Annotated in this window: 21 protein-coding genes; all 21 read left to right on the top strand. The window is 43.4% G+C overall.

What is annotated here, in order from left to right:
* The first annotated feature begins 224 nt into the window (after positions 1 to 224).
* The 21 genes from Xsto_RS18820 to Xsto_RS18720 all read left to right on the top strand — a co-directional run bounded on the left by Xsto_RS18820 (position 225) and on the right by Xsto_RS18720 (position 16,268).
* A complete protein-coding gene (locus Xsto_RS18820) occupies positions 225 to 575 on the top strand; it encodes a hypothetical protein (RefSeq protein WP_099126055.1) in 351 nt (116 codons plus the stop codon).
* A gap of 9 nt (positions 576 to 584) precedes the next feature.
* Positions 585 to 1,286: a terminase gene (locus tag Xsto_RS18815; RefSeq protein ID WP_099126054.1), complete on the top strand. Its 702-nt coding sequence runs from the start codon at positions 585 to 587 to the stop codon at positions 1,284 to 1,286.
* Entirely contained in the window at positions 1,240 to 2,514 is a 1,275-nt protein-coding gene (locus tag Xsto_RS18810; protein ID WP_244590451.1) for a terminase large subunit domain-containing protein, read from the top strand. The genes Xsto_RS18815 and Xsto_RS18810 overlap by 47 nt, the downstream gene beginning before the upstream one ends.
* Position 2,515: 1 nt before the next feature.
* Positions 2,516 to 3,892, top strand: a complete 1,377-nt coding sequence (locus Xsto_RS18805) for a DUF4055 domain-containing protein (RefSeq protein WP_099126052.1) — start codon at positions 2,516 to 2,518, stop codon at positions 3,890 to 3,892.
* 3 nt (positions 3,893 to 3,895) lie between these two features.
* Positions 3,896 to 5,017: a phage minor head protein gene (locus Xsto_RS18800; protein ID WP_099126051.1), complete on the top strand. Its 1,122-nt coding sequence runs from the start codon at positions 3,896 to 3,898 to the stop codon at positions 5,015 to 5,017.
* Between the two features lie 84 nt (positions 5,018 to 5,101).
* Positions 5,102 to 5,785 (top strand): hypothetical protein, encoded by a 684-nt coding sequence (locus tag Xsto_RS18795; protein ID WP_099123412.1) that lies wholly within the window; start codon positions 5,102 to 5,104, stop codon positions 5,783 to 5,785.
* Positions 5,786 to 5,789: 4 nt separating this feature from the next.
* On the top strand, positions 5,790 to 6,764 hold the full coding sequence (locus Xsto_RS18790) for a major capsid protein (protein ID WP_099123411.1): 975 nt from the start codon (positions 5,790 to 5,792) through the stop codon (positions 6,762 to 6,764).
* Positions 6,765 to 6,801: 37 nt separating this feature from the next.
* The gene (locus Xsto_RS18785) at positions 6,802 to 7,278 is read left to right on the top strand and encodes a DnaT-like ssDNA-binding protein (RefSeq protein ID WP_099126050.1); all 477 of its coding nucleotides are present in this window, start codon (positions 6,802 to 6,804) and stop codon (positions 7,276 to 7,278) included.
* Between the two features lie 2 nt (positions 7,279 to 7,280).
* On the top strand, positions 7,281 to 7,634 hold the full coding sequence (locus Xsto_RS18780; protein ID WP_099126049.1) for a hypothetical protein: 354 nt from the start codon (positions 7,281 to 7,283) through the stop codon (positions 7,632 to 7,634).
* Position 7,635: 1 nt separating this feature from the next.
* On the top strand, positions 7,636 to 8,217 hold the full coding sequence (locus Xsto_RS18775; protein WP_099126048.1) for a hypothetical protein: 582 nt from the start codon (positions 7,636 to 7,638) through the stop codon (positions 8,215 to 8,217).
* Positions 8,214 to 8,615 carry a phage tail terminator-like protein gene (locus Xsto_RS18770; RefSeq protein WP_099123407.1) on the top strand — a complete coding sequence of 134 codons (402 nt, stop codon included), beginning with the start codon at positions 8,214 to 8,216 and terminating at the stop codon, positions 8,613 to 8,615. The genes Xsto_RS18775 and Xsto_RS18770 overlap by 4 nt, the downstream gene beginning before the upstream one ends.
* A 40-nt stretch (positions 8,616 to 8,655) precedes the next feature.
* Positions 8,656 to 9,315, top strand: a complete 660-nt coding sequence (locus tag Xsto_RS18765) for a phage tail protein (protein ID WP_244590450.1) — start codon at positions 8,656 to 8,658, stop codon at positions 9,313 to 9,315.
* Positions 9,316 to 9,354: 39 nt separating this feature from the next.
* Entirely contained in the window at positions 9,355 to 9,654 is a 300-nt protein-coding gene (locus Xsto_RS18760; RefSeq protein WP_099126046.1) for a phage tail assembly chaperone, read from the top strand.
* 29 nt (positions 9,655 to 9,683) lie between these two features.
* A complete protein-coding gene (locus tag Xsto_RS18755) occupies positions 9,684 to 9,959 on the top strand; it encodes a DUF1799 domain-containing protein (RefSeq protein ID WP_099126045.1) in 276 nt (91 codons plus the stop codon).
* Between the two features lie 52 nt (positions 9,960 to 10,011).
* The gene (locus tag Xsto_RS18750; RefSeq protein WP_099126044.1) at positions 10,012 to 12,900 is read left to right on the top strand and encodes a phage tail tape measure protein; all 2,889 of its coding nucleotides are present in this window, start codon (positions 10,012 to 10,014) and stop codon (positions 12,898 to 12,900) included.
* Positions 12,901 to 12,989: 89 nt separating this feature from the next.
* Positions 12,990 to 13,400 carry a hypothetical protein gene (locus tag Xsto_RS18745; protein ID WP_099126043.1) on the top strand — a complete coding sequence of 137 codons (411 nt, stop codon included), beginning with the start codon at positions 12,990 to 12,992 and terminating at the stop codon, positions 13,398 to 13,400.
* 81 nt (positions 13,401 to 13,481) lie between these two features.
* Positions 13,482 to 13,853: a hypothetical protein gene (locus Xsto_RS18740; protein ID WP_099126042.1), complete on the top strand. Its 372-nt coding sequence runs from the start codon at positions 13,482 to 13,484 to the stop codon at positions 13,851 to 13,853.
* A gap of 25 nt (positions 13,854 to 13,878) precedes the next feature.
* Positions 13,879 to 14,169 (top strand): hypothetical protein, encoded by a 291-nt coding sequence (locus Xsto_RS18735; protein ID WP_099126041.1) that lies wholly within the window; start codon positions 13,879 to 13,881, stop codon positions 14,167 to 14,169.
* Positions 14,170 to 14,350: 181 nt separating this feature from the next.
* Positions 14,351 to 14,713: a DUF6404 family protein gene (locus Xsto_RS18730; protein WP_099126040.1), complete on the top strand. Its 363-nt coding sequence runs from the start codon at positions 14,351 to 14,353 to the stop codon at positions 14,711 to 14,713.
* 130 nt (positions 14,714 to 14,843) lie between these two features.
* Positions 14,844 to 15,128, top strand: coding sequence for a hypothetical protein (locus Xsto_RS18725; protein ID WP_099126039.1), 285 nt, complete (start codon positions 14,844 to 14,846; stop codon positions 15,126 to 15,128).
* Between the two features lie 339 nt (positions 15,129 to 15,467).
* Positions 15,468 to 16,268: an ORF6N domain-containing protein gene (locus Xsto_RS18720; protein WP_099126038.1), complete on the top strand. Its 801-nt coding sequence runs from the start codon at positions 15,468 to 15,470 to the stop codon at positions 16,266 to 16,268.
* Positions 16,269 to 16,396: the final 128 nt, after the last annotated feature.

Here is a 16,396-nt window from a genome sequence, read left to right as displayed (position 1 = left end):
CATGTTGACTGATATCGGCGTTCAAGATGAGTATGGAACACTGACCCTACCAGAGAGTTACAACGGGATAAGTTTAGAGTAATTACCAAAATACAAAATCCTGCAAAGCATCCTCAAACGGGTGCTTGATAGAGTTTTGTGTAAGTTTTTGGCTGGCATGATCTCGCTCAAACAGCGGGATATATAAACCGAGCCAGTTATTTATTCTGAATTAGGCAAAAACAATGATGATAATTCACATTAATGAAGATGGCAGCACATCAGTACAGACTGCTAGATACATGGCATCTTACGATAAAGAAGGGGTTCTTATCGGGGTTATTGGGTTTACCGAATTCGCGCCTAAAAGCATTGATCTTCACAATGCATTCAAGTCGAAAGCAGATACAGCGCGGATTGCTAGCACTGACGATAAAATTGAGGTTCGTGACTTGGAAGGGCAGATAAGGACTGTTATTGGTTCTCTGCAATCAATCAAAACAAGTCATGATGATCACATCCGTCAGATAGTCCGCGAAGAATTACGTCAGTTCGTGACGCGTGAATTGATGCCGGGTGGGTTACTTTCAAGATAAGGAAATAAAATGGCTAGGCCGGACTGGGGCGAGCTTAAAAATAAGTTCCTATCTGACCATGCCGAAACGGGTGTATCACCGAAAGAATGGTGTGAGTCTCAGGGATTAAATTATTCAACTGCCCGAAGGTATATCAAAAATTCAACTGCGCACAAAACTGCGCAAAACGAAACCCGCAAAGTGCGCAATTCAAAAAAGCGCAATTCCAACACCGCTCCGCCTTTTGAGATTGGCAACAGTGTAGCGGTAAAGCACTCTGGTTACTCTAAATATCTGCCTGATTCAAAAGAGCTGTTTAAAGATGCGGCAGAGCTGGATTTGGATCAGGAATTATTGTTTGTTCGGGCAAGAACATTGTCAGTGACAAACATCCTTGGCAAGTTGCGCACTGATTTTGAGTCGGCCGAAGATTCGGAACTACGTGGTGATATTGCAAAACAGATTATGGGTGCAGAACAGGCTCTAGATCGCAATATTGCGCGCATTGAATCCATAGAACGTACTTTAACGAGTCTTGATATTGATCGGGCCACGCTACCGAAAGTGATAGCTGATACTGAATTCAGGTTAGCGGTAACACGTAAAACGAAACTTGAAGCAGATAAACTGCAAAAAGAAATCGATACAGAAAAAGAGCAACCTATAAAAAGAATGGAGGTGATAATTGTCGGGGAGAATAATCAGGGCGACACTGACACCACCTCAGGGTAAGTTTTTCAGTCTCCAGTGTAAGTATCCGGCATTTGTTGGCGGGTTTGGCACCGGTAAGACTGAAACAATGGCTGTTTCTGCTTTTCGAGATGCATCTCATTCATCCAACGCACTGATAGCTATGTATGAACCAACCTATGACTTGATACGGCTCATTCTTGCACCTCGTATGGAAGAGAAGCTCTCTGAATATGGTATTCGCTATAAATACAATAAGTCAGAAAACATTATCTATACCGCCACTTCCGGTATTGGTGATTTTGTTTTGCGCACATTGGATAACCCGGCGCGTATTGTGGGTTACGAGTCTTATCGGGCGCACATTGATGAAATTGACACACTAAAAGAGCACCATGCAAATGATGTTTGGATAAAAGTTATTGCCCGTAATCGTCAACGTCCGTTTGGCATAGAGAAGCCATTTAACCGGGTAAGCGTCTACACCACACCAGAAGGATTCCGCTTTGTATATAAAACATGGAAGCGTAACCCTAAAGAAGGTTATCAAATGGTTCAGGCGTCTACATACAGTAATCCGTTTTTGCCTGATGATTATGCGGACTCTTTGAAGGCAAGTTATCCGCCTCAATTAATTGATGCTTATCTTGATGGCGAATTCGTTAACCTGACAAGCGGCACGGTTTACCATTGTTACGATAGGAAAAAGAATAGCAGTACGGAAATGGTAATAGGTAATGAGCCAATATTTGTCGGCATGGATTTCAACGTTGGCAAGATGGCGGCAATTATTCATGTGAAGCGCTCTGGATTACCTCACGCAGTAGATGAAATCATGGGGGGGTATGACACGCCTGACGTTATCAAAACACTGCAAAACCGGTATTCAGAAAACAAAATTCATATTTACCCAGATGCCAGTGGCAATAGCCGGAAATCAGTTAATGCATCAGAGACTGATATTGCCTTGCTCAAAAGAGCCGGGCTTACAGTTCATGTCAATGGCACTAATCCATCGGTAAAAGATCGCGTTAATTCAATGAACGCCATGTTCCTGAATGCCGAAGGGGAAAGGCGTTATTTCGTCAATACTGATAGGTGCCCTAATTATAGCGAGTCGCTGGAGCAGCAAATCTGGTTACCCTCTGGTGAGCCGGATAAAACAGCAGGTTTTGACCATGCCAATGATGCAGGTGGTTATTACATTTCATTTGAATACCCCATTGTGAGCTCTGATCTCACTAAGACAATCAATTTCAACTGGAACTAACATGAATACAAATGTCGATTACAAACATCCGGCGTACACCGAATTTTTGCCAGAATGGAACATGATCGGCGATTGTGTTGATGGCGAACGGGTTGTTAAGAGTCGAGGTGAAAAGTATCTACCGCATCCAGCGGATAAGAAAAACAAAGATGACCCAAATAATGAGCGCTATAAAAAATACCTGCTCCGGGCTTCTTTTATTAATGCCACAGGTCGGACACTGTTTGGGTTGCTCGGTATTGCCTTTAATAAGCCTGTCAAAATGAATATCGCTGGTGGTATTAAATATTTGGAAACGGATATTGACGGTGAGGGTCAGCCATTAACGCAGATGATACGAGATTCATTATCTCAAGTCTTACAGCGTGGGCGTGCCGGATTACTGGCTGATTACTCCGGTTCGGGCATTCAGTCAGAGGCTGAGAAAGGCCGTCCGTATATTCGCTTATTCACTGCAAAGCAAATCATTAACTGGCGGGTAACTAACGGAAAAACATCATTGGTTGTTGTTCATTATCAGGAGCCGAGGGACTCTGATAATTTCGAGTTACAACTGATTGATCGCTGGATTGAGCTGAGGCTTATTGAAGACAAGGCGTATTCACGAAATTGGTATAAGGATGGCAGTGTGATTGCGGGGGAATGGGTGGAGCTTAAAGATGCATCCGGATTGTCGCTATCTGAGCTACCGTGGGCATGGATTGGTTCAATGAACAATGACCACACCCCAGATGCCCCGCCGCTGGCTGATATCGCTTATGTGAATATCAAACATTATCAGGCGGAAGCCGATATTGCAGAGTCAGCGCATACAGTCGGGCAGCCTATGGTGGCGCTCACTGGACTGACTGATGAATGGGCGGATAAATATTTTCGTGATGGGTTTACTGTCGGTTCGCGTAACGGCGTTCTGCTTCCTCAAAGCGGTGATATGAAGTTTGCCCAGCCGGAAGAGCGCAATATACAGATAACAGTGGCGGAGCGAAGGGAAAAGCAAATGGCGATGCTGGGTGCCAAGTTAATTGAGCGCGGCACTTCTGCACGTACCGCTACTCAAGCACAAAATGAGGCGCAAACAGATAACTCTATCTTGTCGCTTTGTGCAGGGAACGTGGAACAGGCGTTTAACCGTGCGTTGCAGTTCTGTATTCAGTTTGCTGGTGTGGGTGAGGCCACTATTGAGCTGAATAAAATTTATGATACCGCTCAGCTTGATTCTGCGGCGATATCTACATTGTTATCTGCTGTTCAGTCTGGTGAGATGCGTAAAATTGACTTTATTCGCTATCTACAAAGTATCAATATTGTCCCTCAGGATGAGCAGCCGGAAGATATCGAAGATCAGCTGAGAAATAAAACACCTGAAATACTGGAGTGATAAATGAAATCAATCAATGACATGATAATGGATGAATTGATTGCTCACTCCCTGTTTTCGGGACGCTATTCAACCCATGTTGCCCGTAGAATGGTTAAGACATTAAATGAATTTGACGCAGAATTAACGGCATCTTTGATTGTCGCGCTGGATGATGCTCACCTTAATAGTCATAGCTTTACTGCCCAACGGCTGGAATCATTGCTTTTCAGCGTCAGAAGGATAAATAAAAGTGCTGTTGAGAGCGCCTTTTCGGTGTTATCCAGTGAAATGCTGGAGCATGTGCGTTATGAGATTGGCTACTATCCGTCATTATTTGAATCTTTGCTACCTGATGGGGCACTGAAAAAATATCCACTAATAGGCATTACGGAAGAAATGCTTTATTCCTCCGTGATGTCCCGACCGTTTCAAGGGAAATTGTTATCGGAATGGGCGGATGGGTTGGCGACAGATCGTATGGTCAGGATCAATAATGCGGTTCGCAATGGCTATTTACATGGCAGCAGTGCGGTTGAAATAGGGCGTAAAATCAGGGGGCATGCCAATCAGGGGTACAAAGATGGCGCACTGCAAATAAGTCGTGCCAATGCAACCAGTATCGCCAAAACAGCGATAAACCATTTACAAGCAACCGCAAGAGAACAGTTTACAAAAGCCAACAAGGATATTTTTGATTGCAAGCGATGGGTATCGACACTGGATAATAAAACGTCCAATGATTGCATCATCCGTGATGGGTTGAAATACACGCTGAGTGATAAGCCTATCGACCACAAAATTCCTTACCTGCAAGGCCCCGGTAAAATACATTTTAATTGCCGTTCAATGGAAACGCTGGTGGTGAAATCATGGCGGGAGCTCGGTATTGACGCGAATGAAATGAGTGAAGGTACAAGAGCATCAATGAATGGTCAGGTGCCGGAAAATACCATGTTTCTTGCGTGGATTCAGCGGCAACCTGCATGGCGACAAAAGCAGGTATTTGGTGAAACTCGCTATCGTCTTATGAAAGAAGGCGGTATGCATCCATCAGAGTTTTACACAGATAAGGGGGAGTTTATCTCACTGGATAAACTTAAAGAGATAGACGAACAAGCGTTCAGAGAGGCTGGCTACTCATAGCCGGTAAAAATTAACAAGGTCACTTCGGTGGCCTTTTTTATTGTCCGCAGTCGGTGACTGCATCATCAAGACCTGAGGTTGACGATGTTTAAATTTGCATTAACAAAAGAAGAGTTTGAGGCCTTAACTGATGAACAAAAAGCCATGTACAAAGCACAGGGTGACAAATATCAGTTACAGATCGAAGGGATGCCTGAAATACCTGACGTTTCTGGTTTGCAAAAGAAAGTAGATGAACTGCTTTCTGAGAAGAAATCAGAGCAGGAAAAACGCCGTCAGGCGGAAGAGGCAGCGAAGAAAGCCGCTGAAGAACAGGCCCGCAAAAATGGGGATATCGAGGCACTGGAAAAAAGTTGGTCTGAAAAACTCACCGCACGTGAAAAAGAGTTGTTGACCCAACTTGAAGCGAAAGACACTAATCTTCGCACTTTGCTGGTGGATAACGTTGCGCAGTCATTGGCGGCTAAATTGGCAGGGGATAGCGCGCCGTTAATTATGCCACATATTAAATCACGTCTGACAGTCGAAGAGGGGAAGACCCGCGTTGTTGATTCTGGTGGTCAGCTTTCAGCGTTATCTATTGATGAGTTGGAAAAAGAGTTTCGCAGTAACCAATTATTTGCACCGGTAATTATCGGTAGCAAAGCCACTGGAACCGGGGGTGACGGCGGCAAAGGAAAACCACCTGCCGGAGGCGGTGAGAAGCCAAAAAGCACGAATTCATTAGTGGATCGTGCTCGTGAAATCATTGCTAAATCAGAGGAATAATTGAATGTCGTTAGAAATTTTTCAAAAACAAGTCTCCACCGCCGCTACTGAACTGGTTGATCAGGCTGTCCGAGAATTTAACGAGGCATCAGGTGGTGCTTTGGTTCTCGGTAACGGTGATCACATTGGTGATTTTGTGGAACAGACATCGTGGCAATTACTGGGTGGTCTGGCTCAGCGCCGTAACGCCTATGCTTCGGGTAATCTTACCCCGCAGGAATTAGGTCAGATTTTGGATCGCATGGTGAAGGTCGACGGACGTATTGGTCCTGTTTCTGTTACGCCCACCATGATGAAGCGCCTGGGTAAGGATGTCTCAGAAGCCTCAGCGGTTGTCGCCGCTCAGTCTGCGGAAGCTATGCTGCAAGACTACCTGAATACGACAGGCTCGGCATTGAAAGCCGCTATTTCGGGCAATACGGAGGTTATTACCGATCTATCAGCCGAGAAAAAAGCCCCCTCTTTACGCGGCCTGAACCGGGCAACTCGCCCGTTTGGTGATGCCTACTCACGTATTGTGGCGTGGCTAATGGACGGGGCAACGTTCAACGATTTTATGGATGAGACACTGGCAAACGCCAGTAATCTGTTCCAGATTGGTAATGTTGCTATCAAACAGGATGGTTTCGGTCGTCGTTTTGTGGTGTCAGATATTCCGGCATTGGCGGATGGTGAAAAGCAACACTCGCTAGGATTAGTTGTGGGGGCTGCGGCTGTTCAAACGTCACCGCTCATCATGAAAGCACAGGATGTCCTCGGTACGGAGAATATCAAGGCGCTGATGCAGGGTGAGTACGACTTCACTATTGGTCTGCGCGGTTATCAATGGGCGAAAGATAGCATCAAGTCACCGACAAATGATCAGCTGGGGGCTAAATCCAACTGGAAGCAAATTGTAACCAGCATTAAGGATACTGCCGGTGTTATGGTGACGTTTGGTAAAGATACCACAGCAACGACTACGGTCGACAATAAGTAATAGTAGGGGCTTAATTGCCCCTTTTTTTGAGGTGAGCATGATTGATTCAGATAAAAACTCGCCAACGTTTAATAGCTACGCCAGTGTTGAGGATTTAAAGCAGTTTGCTGTTCAGCGTGGTTACCATTTATCGGATGATAGCAACATGCCAGCCCTTTTGTTTCAGGCGATGGACTATCTATCCACGCGACAATGGAAGGGGCAGAAATCAATATTGGGGCAGCCATTGGCCTTTCCGAGAAAAGGTATTTATGCCGATGGCGAGTTATTGCCGAGTTATGGAATCCCGGTGCAATTAATACAGGCACAATGCCGTTTGGCGATTGACTCACTTGAATATGATCTTACGCCTACAGTGGGTGGTGAAGTCCTGTCTGAGACTGTCAGTGGAGCTGTATCAGTAACCTATAGAGAAGGCACTAACTCCGGTGTGCCGAATATGGCTTGGCTTAATTCTCTGTTACGTGATTTTCTGTCTGATAGCGGTATGACATTTCAAGTATTCCGGGGGTAAGCGTGGCAAAGTTTTATTCCAGAATACAGAAAACTTCTGGGCGATTACTCAAGCAATATGGCGCTGAACTTGTCGTTAGGCGCAAAGGAAGACACTGGGTGGATGATGAAGGCCGGGAGCGTAACGAACCGGAACGACAGTTCAATGCTACTGGTGTGAAAGTTAGGTATAACCCGAATGAAATTGATGGCTCACTGATACTGTCTACGGATATCAAAATGGTGTTCTCTTCTGATGTGCAGATAGAGAAAGGGGATTTAGTGCTGGTGGATGGGGTTTGGCTACGAGTGATTGAGCCTAACCCGGTTAAACCTGCTGATATCGTGCTTTGTTATCAATCCCAACTGAGGGCGTGAGATGGCAGATCCATTTATGGCATCCATTGATGCGTTTGTGAATAAAGCCAAAGGTAATATTGAAGCCGCATCGAAGGGAACGTTTATCAAGATATTGTCACGATTGATTGTCATGGCTCCCGTGGGCAACCCTGAGCTATGGGCCGTGAACAGTACGGCAAGAGATTATAATCAGGCAGTGTATGATTGGAACGAGCAGCAGCAATCAGACCCTAATAATTTAACCCCAAAAAGACGGCGGCTAAAAAAACGGGCTCGTGTTACTGATTCCATGGATATTAAAGCCCCTTCTGGATATACCGGTGGTCGGTTTAGAGGGAATTGGCAGGTGACCTTTGATAAAGCGCCAGCCGAAGAGACCGGGCGTATTGATAAGAACGGTAATCTGACCCAAGCCATCGGTGATCTGATGATCGGGCAATTTAAAGTTGGCGTTAAAGCTGTCTATTTTTCAAATAATGTGCCCTATGCCTATCGCCTTGAAATGGGCCACTCCAAACAAGCGCCAAACGGTATGGTTGCTGTGACAGCGCAAGCATTTCAGAAACTTTTCAGTGAGGCGGTATCGGAAACAAAATCATGAATCAGTCAACGATAAATGAGGCTATTCGCTCGCTGATTGCCAGAATAGCCAAGCAGGAAGATTTGCGCGTGGCGTGGCCCAACATGCCATTTAGTGACATTAACGATCCATATCTGCAATTGCACATTATGCCTGCAACAACACAAAATATCGGTTTATCGCTGGATATGCTGGTATTTCGTGGTGTCATTCAAGTGAGTGTTGTAGGGAAATCTGGCTCTGGTGAATCAGTGTTAACACAACTTGCCGATCGGATAACTGAATATTTACCGAATGGCCTGTCACTGACTAAAAGCCTGTATCTCAATGATGACCCCAGCGTCTTTCCCTCCATTCAGGATGGCGCAAATTACACCATTCCCATACGTACATCATATCGATGTGATGCAATTCGATAATGGCCGCAATTAGCGGTTTTTTTATACATAAAAGAGGTTGATGATGGCCTATAACATCCCTAATGGCTCTCGTGTCTATCTAGCAAGCGAATACGGAGATGATATTAAGTTCTCCGCAGCGTCTAATACTGAAGAGGTAGTGCTGACAGTTGGAGCAGCTGTTGGTATCACTAAAGGTGACATTGTTCATGTCAATTCTGGTTGGAAGAAAGCGTCCGGGGCTTACCGTGTCAAGCTCGTCGCAGAAAAAGCCATTACATTGGAAGGGTTGGATACGACAGACAAAAATACATTCCCTGCTGGTGGTGGGGCGGGTTCACTGAAGAAAGTATTGTCATGGGAAGTGATGCCGCAAGTTATGACACTTTCCACTGAAGGGGGGGAGCAGCAAACGCAGGAGGTTCAGTTTCTGGAGGATGAGCAGGCTGAAACTATCGACACTTATAAAAATGGCGTTGTTCAGGTTTATACCTTTGCTCATGACGCCAAATTGCCCATTCGTAAACTGCTCATGAAACTGGATGATAGCAAGCAGATTACAACTATTCGGTTCTTTAATAAGCGTGCTGCCGAAGACCGATATTACACCGCCTCCGTGTCGTTTCAGCGTGTACCCAATACCGCTATAAACGAGGTTGAGAACGTGACAGCCCGTTTCTCTCTCAAATCTGACATGCAGATTTACACCAACGCAGAATAATTACAGCCCCGTTATGGGGCTTTCTTTTGAGGATTTTTTATGGCTTTTACACTTGTTCCTAATCCTAAATTCAAAGCAAATGTTCAGATCCCTGTAGCGGGTCAAGAAAAACCGGAAGTGGTGACCTTCACATTCAATCACAAGCCGATCAGTGAGTTGGATAAAATGCGGGAGATGCCGGCTCAGGAATTCTTTGAGCAGATTATTACCGGTTGGGCGATAGAGGAACCTTACAACACTGAAAACCTGAGGTTATTGCTGGATAACTACCCATCAGCAACCACGGCGATCACAACCACGTACTACAACGAATTACTGGGTAATCGGGAAAAAAACTAATCACGGTCGCTGAAGCACTGTATAGCGGGATGAACGCAAAGGATGCCGCTGATTTTCAGCGTGCCTTTGGTTTTATCCCTGATCAGCTTGATGTTGAAGTCTGGCCTGATGTCTGGGATTCATATCTGGTGTTTAGTGCTATGCAGACACAATGGCGTGTGGGGATGAATGGGGCAACCGGGCTGGACTATTCACCACTAAATCAGGTTATGGATTATCTCAACATCAAAGACAGGGCGACCGTGTTTAATGATATTCGGGTCATGGAAATCAAAGCACTCGAATTGATGCACAAGAAGCAGTAATACCTTTTATGACCTCCTTCGGGAGGTTTTTTATCCCCGAAGGAAAATACAAATGACTGATGTCGCAACCATTTCACTAAAGGTTAACACCTCTGATCTTGAAAGGGGTGAACAAAAGTTAAATTCATTTAAAAATGCGGCGGATAAAGCGAGTGGCTCTACAAATAAATTTACTAGCCAATCAGAAAAGAGCGCCGTCGCATCTGCGGCCATGGCTAAAGAGATTGATCGGGTACATAAAAATGTTTCCGATTTAGCAATCAAAGAGCAAAAAGCAGCCGCATCTGCAAAGGTTCTTGCTGCGGAGCAAGATAAAGTCGCAGAAGCGTTTTTCAAACAGATTGATGCTATCAAACGCAATGCGACCTCAACAGAGCAGCTAACCAAGATTCAGGCAGAGGCCAGAAAAGCCAGAAAATCTGAGAAATTAGACCTTGAATCTTATCGTAATATTCTGTCTGACATTATCGGCAAAAAGAAACAAATGGCAGAGGCTGATGCGAAACAGGCAGCAGCAGGTCAGGCGTTTCTAACCAGATTGAAGGACCAGATTACAACCCAAAATCTCAGCCGCAATGAGTTGCTACGTTACAGGGCAGCGCAATTAGGTGTTAGCTCTGCGGCAGATATTTACATTGGTAAGTTAAAAGAAACGAGTAAGGCGACTAATGATTTAAGCGGGAAAAATAAATCTGCCATTAATATGCTTAAAAACCTGGCTGGCTCAATAGGAATGGGTGGGCTATTGCGTGGCGGAGTCTGGGGTGTAGTAGTTTCAGGAGTGGGCGGGATTACCAAGGCTGCTTATCAGGCAGAACAGGAATTCACTCAATTTAATAAGCAGCTTATTTTAACGGGTAATTACGCCAACAAAACAGCCGGACAACTCAATGAAATGGCCCGTGTTATGTCGGGTAATGGCATTTCTCGATCTGAAATGGCCGCATCTATTGCAAGCGTCGTTGGTACAGGATTATTTAGGGATAACGAAATATCTCGTGTTGCTAAGGCCGCAGCACAAATGAATTACATTACTGGTCAGGCAATTGAAACGACAATAAACCAATTTCAGCGGTTGCAGGACGAACCGTTAAAAATGTCGTTAGAATTGGAGAAAGCTAATCACCATTTGACTGCTGCGCAATTGGAGCAAATTAATACATTAGAACTACAAGGTAATAAAACAGCCGCGGCTAAGATTGCTATCGATGCCTATGCTCAATCCATCAATGATGGTGCGAATGATATAACTCAAAATCTAGGTTTCCTTGAATCTGCATGGTTGGGAGTCCAGAACGCAGCTAAAGGGGCTTGGGATGCCATGCTCAGCAAGGGTAGGAAAAGCACTTTAGATGAACAAATCCGTGAAAAAGAAGAGTTACTTAACAGCCTGAGCAATTTATTTATCACGCCACAGTATCGACTTGATGGGCTAAAAACTGAAATTGAAGCCCTTAAAGAAGAAAAATTTCAAGTTGATATTAAAAACGCTCGTGAGCAATCTAAAAGAAATGCCGAGCAAATAGAGGTTGAAAAATTCAAGATCCGCCAAAAATGGCATAACAGCTACGCGAGCTGGAAAACCAAACGTGATGAAGAATTGGCGAAGCTAGAGGTTGAAAAATACGCTTTAACGCAAGAAAAGTACGAAGAGTATAAAAAGCAAATCAACTATAAGTGGCGTGATCGCCAGATGCCCGGTGGTCGGAAGAAGAAAAAAGAGAAGGAAGTTAAATTTAAGGTTGATGCAGGCACTCGTGCGGATGAAGCAGCAAGGAAAGAATTACTCTCTCTGCAAGCACAGTTAAGGGTTCTTGAGAGACATAAAACGGTTAATGATGTAATTAGCTCTGAGCGCAAGAAACTGCAAAATATGGAAGCCAAATTTGCCATTTTGGAAGAAGCGCAACGAAAGAGAAAGCTCACTCAGAATGAGCAGTCACTACTTCTACAAAAAGAATCCATTTTGGAATCCCATCGTGAGCTTGCTTTTATGGGAGATAAGGTTATAGCTCAAAAACGATTAAATGACCTCAGAGATAAAGCCATAAAGGATATGCAGCAACTGAATGCTGAGACTCGTTTAATGATTGAAACTATGGCGATGAGTAGTAGAGAGGCTGAGCTTTATAGGGCAAAATCACAAGCACAAACTAATTGGGAGAAAGAGGGTGGCTCGATTAGTGATCCGATTTATAGGGAGCAAATCCAAGAGATAGAGGCTGATTACGCTAAGAAAGAGAAAATGAGAGAGGATTGGGAAGCCGGTCTTAAAAAGGGTTTCGCTGAGTTCAAAGACCAAGCCACAAATACATATGCCAACGTTGCTCAAATATCACAGACCACATTTGCTGGCATGAGTAACACGATGGCTGATTTTTTGCTTACGGGCAAGGCTGATTTTGCCGGTTTCACTAAATCTATTCTTGAGATGATTACCAAAATGTTAGTGCAAATGGCTATGTTGCAAGCAATGAAAGCGGCATTCGGTGGTACTGAATTTGGTAAGACATGGTTCGGGTTTGCTGGTGGAGGTTACACTGGAAATGGTGGTAAGTATGAGCCAAAGGGCATAGTCCACGGAGGAGAGTTTGTCTTCACCAAAGAGGCTACCCAACGCTTAGGTATTGAAAATCTATATAGCTTAATGAACAGTACGAAACGAGGTTATGCAGCTGGTGGTTATGTCGGCGCTTCTCAGTCAGTGGCTACGAATACTCTAACGCCAAGGATGTACGGTATGCAACCTGCATCTGTAGATAGAGATGCTACGGTGGCATTATATGGTGATATTAATATTGGTAATCAGCAGCAATCAGCTACTAGCACTAATGATGTAGTAGCAGTTAGACGTGAGTTTCAGCAAATGGTTGAAGTCGGTGTTAGTCGGATGCTAAATAATCCAGCTTCTGCATTATATCGAACTATTAAGGGGCGTTAGGGGCATTGGAATGAATTTTAGCCTCATTTGCTTCATTTTTCATCGTTTTTTGACTAAGATTCATATAGTTTGCTCAAATGGAGATGGAGATGAAAAGGTTAATTGTTGGGATGACTACAGCTCTAGCTCTGAGCGGGTGTGCTCAGATGACCGATAGTCGCCCCATTCCTGTTATAAATACGGAGCCGGTAACTTGCAATTCAGAGGCAATGTGCAGTTACTTGTGGTCTATTGTGCCTGATAAAATTGGTAAGGCATCTCGAATGAAGGTAAGTAGTGAGAGTGATACCTTTATCTCTACATATCCTGCAATTGATACGAGACAATTAGGCGCGAGAGTGGCAAAAATACAGCAACCCAATGGTGATTATCAAATGAAAGCAACATTTTATTGCCATAGACACGCAACACCCAAGGATTGCGAAAGAGATATAATTGATGCAACGAATTTTTTTAATAAAGTTATGGGACTGTATAAAGCAGACTATTTAAAACGGTGATCTACTACAAGCCCTTATTTGCTTCATTTTGCACCATACTTTGATTAAGATTTATATATTTGGTTAAGATGAGGCGTAAGAATGAAAAAATTTTTCCTTTTAGCTATAAGTTGCATGCTTCTAGTCACTGGTTGCGTTACGCCCATGACAAAGAAGGAGATTGCGAGCGCCAAATACGACCAATTACCAGCTAATTATCAAGAGACATTGAAGAATATTATTGCTTATACACTGAAAGAGCCTAATTCAGCTAAGTATAATTTTCATAAACCTAGGTTAGCTTATACCCCCGCCTCAAGAAATGTCGCTTATGTTGTTCCAGTAGATGTTAATGCTAAAAATAGCTACGGTGGCTATACGGGCTACAAAACAAAGTATTACGCTTATACTGGTGGAGAATATAAGGATGTTACAGCTGGCGTTCGTTATACAGCAGTCAAATGGGTCGATTGAATAGCTAATAAAAAAGAGAATAGTAATGAAAAGATTAGGGTGGGTGATGTTACTATTACCGATAGTAGTTTTGGCTGAACAGCCAGATAAAGATTTTATTATTGAAGTAACAAATGATGTATGTTCTCAACATGCTGATCCTGAATTCTGTCGATGGCAATTGGAAAACATTACTGCAATTTCAGGGATAATTTCACTGAACTATGCTAGTTGCGTTCGTAATGATAAGCACACAAAAGATTGCGATAAAACAGTAGAGGCATTTAACTATATACAGAGCAAATATGATAAAAATATGACTGAAATGAGAGAATAGTTACTGTAAGTAATGTCTTATGAATTGACGTAATACTGCGTTGCCGGACTTTAAGATTGGCTTTTTATTAATAACCCACCATGAAACCACCATCAATTTTTTGGCATCCAATATTGGAGTGCATGAACTCAGATAGAAGCCCTTATGGGCAAAGCCCTAACGTAATTCAAGGTGGAAAAGTATGACTTTTGAACAACGAAAAGCGCGTGCTATTGCCATCATGGAAAGCAAAAACATGGATCGTAGTTATTACGCTCCTCCTTTGTTACGTTTGTTATGGAGAATGGGCTTCAAGACACCACCACTTCCTTTTATCTCATTTTGGCAAATCACACTGTTTGCGGGATCATTTTTTGAGCTTGGATTTTGGGTTATTAAGTGGCTTTTTGGTTGGCTTCTTGATTGGCAGCATGAGGAAACGTCACTTATTGCTGTTATTGTTTCGAGTATCGTTGGCGGTCTTTTTTTTGGTGTATTTACGGCGGTAAATGTTCGATGGACAAAGACATTTCACGACCTGCCCGATTGGGATAGCCTGGATTGAGTTTCAGTGAACCATGATCTGATAGAAGCCCTCTACGGGGCTTTTTTGTTGGTAACTACGAAATTTCCGTAGTTCAATTTTTATTCCGTTAAATCGACGGGATTAAGTAAAATCAACAAGTGGATAGATGATGTCCTTTTTGAATCATCATAATATTCAGGGTATTATGCCTATTTTCGATGAGCGAGGGTATGTCTACGAATTTTTACTCGACCGCCGACACACTGAAATTCTGATTACTGGCTATGATGTTGTTCGCCACGCCGCAGTCATTGATCGCTTAATTGCTTTTTTTGCTGGTGGAGTATTATCTTCTCGTGTGCTAGCTTATATTTCGATTGAATATCGCTCTTTGAACAATTTGGGTGTGCTGACAAAGTACACACTATGCCGGAATGCTCTAGGTTTTCTTTGAGCAAGTAATCTTCTAAAAAAGACTGGCTAATTACAATTAATGCCCCGCCCGTGTGGGGAGTTTTCGTTCTTTAATATCGCAGTGCTGAAAAAGCACAAGCCATCCTAGCGTAAATGCGTTCATCATATTTTCATATATAAATTATAACACGAATTAATAATTCTATGACTTAAGCGGAAACGCTAATCTTTACTTATCCCAAAATCTAAAATTCCACAATTAACCTATGCAATTATTTTGCATCGGTCGTTTTGCATGTTTTTTTCACAATTAAACCAAATAAAAAAGCCAGTATTCCACTACTGGCTTTTGGCGTCCTATTAAAAGGAGAAAACAAATATGTTGAACATGAATTTAGCAAATCAGTCAGCCGTTGTCACGAACCAGAATAGCCATGTTCCTGTTATCGTTTATCGTGAGCAGCGAGTTATTACGACCGAACTATTAGCTGCGGGGTATGGAACTGACAAGGACAACATCCAAAAAAACTATAAACGCAATGAAATCCGCTTTCAAGAAGGGAAGCATTACTTCCTCCTTGATGGTGATGAACTCCGAGAGTTTAGGTCAACAATCAACCAACCGACAATAAGTCGGGTGGTTAATAAACACACAGCAAAGCTTTATCTCTGGACTGAGCGCGGCGCTTCACGCCATGCCAAGATGCTGGAAACTGATCAGGCTTGGGACTATTACGAGTTACTGGAAGAAACTTACTTCCGCGTTCGTAGTAAAATGCCACAGGCAATTTTACCCGGTAACTATATTGAAGCGTTGGAATCTCTTCTTAAATCCGAAAAAGAGAAAGCAATAATTACAGCAGAGCGTGACAAAGCTATTGAAACAAAAGCATGGATTGGTAATAAACGAGAAGCAACAGCAATGGCGACAGCTTCAGTGGCAGTTCGTGAGAAAAATAAACTAGCAGAGCGTCTAGGTGAAAGTAAAAACCGCGCAACAGTATTAGCCGTTGAAAGAGCGACAAAAAGAAAGTTTCAATGGCACCCTCTGAGGAAATGGTGCAAGGAAAACAAAATAGAACCTCATACTGTACCTGACGAACGATTTGGTAAGGTGAAGTCATGGCCTGCCGCAGCATGGTTAGCAGTGTATGGTATTGACTTATCTGAACTGCTTTAGCGGCTGATACTAAGCCACGGAAGGCGAAGAGCGAACAATCAAGCTATCAATGTTATTAAGGGTATGCAACCGATTCCCTATCTTAAATCGATTGATTAGTCTAATTTTCGAGCCGCTTCCCAAATTTA

The organism is Xenorhabdus stockiae (assembly GCF_002632825.1).
Classification (GTDB): Bacteria; Pseudomonadota; Gammaproteobacteria; order Enterobacterales; family Enterobacteriaceae; genus Xenorhabdus; species Xenorhabdus stockiae.
This window is presented reverse-complemented; position numbering and strand designations above follow the sequence as displayed.

Coding starts and splice junctions, on each gene's coding strand:
- Xsto_RS18820 (WP_099126055.1), top strand. CDS start 225: ATGATGATAATTCACATTAATGAAGATGGCAGCACATCAGTACAGACT.
- Xsto_RS18815 (WP_099126054.1), top strand. CDS start 585: ATGGCTAGGCCGGACTGGGGCGAGCTTAAAAATAAGTTCCTATCTGAC.
- Xsto_RS18805 (WP_099126052.1), top strand. CDS start 2,516: ATGAATACAAATGTCGATTACAAACATCCGGCGTACACCGAATTTTTG.
- Xsto_RS18800 (WP_099126051.1), top strand. CDS start 3,896: ATGAAATCAATCAATGACATGATAATGGATGAATTGATTGCTCACTCC.
- Xsto_RS18795 (WP_099123412.1), top strand. CDS start 5,102: ATGTTTAAATTTGCATTAACAAAAGAAGAGTTTGAGGCCTTAACTGAT.
- Xsto_RS18790 (WP_099123411.1), top strand. CDS start 5,790: ATGTCGTTAGAAATTTTTCAAAAACAAGTCTCCACCGCCGCTACTGAA.
- Xsto_RS18785 (WP_099126050.1), top strand. CDS start 6,802: ATGATTGATTCAGATAAAAACTCGCCAACGTTTAATAGCTACGCCAGT.
- Xsto_RS18775 (WP_099126048.1), top strand. CDS start 7,636: ATGGCAGATCCATTTATGGCATCCATTGATGCGTTTGTGAATAAAGCC.
- Xsto_RS18770 (WP_099123407.1), top strand. CDS start 8,214: ATGAATCAGTCAACGATAAATGAGGCTATTCGCTCGCTGATTGCCAGA.
- Xsto_RS18765 (WP_244590450.1), top strand. CDS start 8,656: ATGATGGCCTATAACATCCCTAATGGCTCTCGTGTCTATCTAGCAAGC.
- Xsto_RS18760 (WP_099126046.1), top strand. CDS start 9,355: ATGGCTTTTACACTTGTTCCTAATCCTAAATTCAAAGCAAATGTTCAG.
- Xsto_RS18755 (WP_099126045.1), top strand. CDS start 9,684: ATGAACGCAAAGGATGCCGCTGATTTTCAGCGTGCCTTTGGTTTTATC.
- Xsto_RS18750 (WP_099126044.1), top strand. CDS start 10,012: ATGACTGATGTCGCAACCATTTCACTAAAGGTTAACACCTCTGATCTT.
- Xsto_RS18745 (WP_099126043.1), top strand. CDS start 12,990: ATGAAAAGGTTAATTGTTGGGATGACTACAGCTCTAGCTCTGAGCGGG.
- Xsto_RS18740 (WP_099126042.1), top strand. CDS start 13,482: ATGAAAAAATTTTTCCTTTTAGCTATAAGTTGCATGCTTCTAGTCACT.
- Xsto_RS18735 (WP_099126041.1), top strand. CDS start 13,879: ATGAAAAGATTAGGGTGGGTGATGTTACTATTACCGATAGTAGTTTTG.
- Xsto_RS18730 (WP_099126040.1), top strand. CDS start 14,351: ATGACTTTTGAACAACGAAAAGCGCGTGCTATTGCCATCATGGAAAGC.
- Xsto_RS18725 (WP_099126039.1), top strand. CDS start 14,844: ATGTCCTTTTTGAATCATCATAATATTCAGGGTATTATGCCTATTTTC.
- Xsto_RS18720 (WP_099126038.1), top strand. CDS start 15,468: ATGTTGAACATGAATTTAGCAAATCAGTCAGCCGTTGTCACGAACCAG.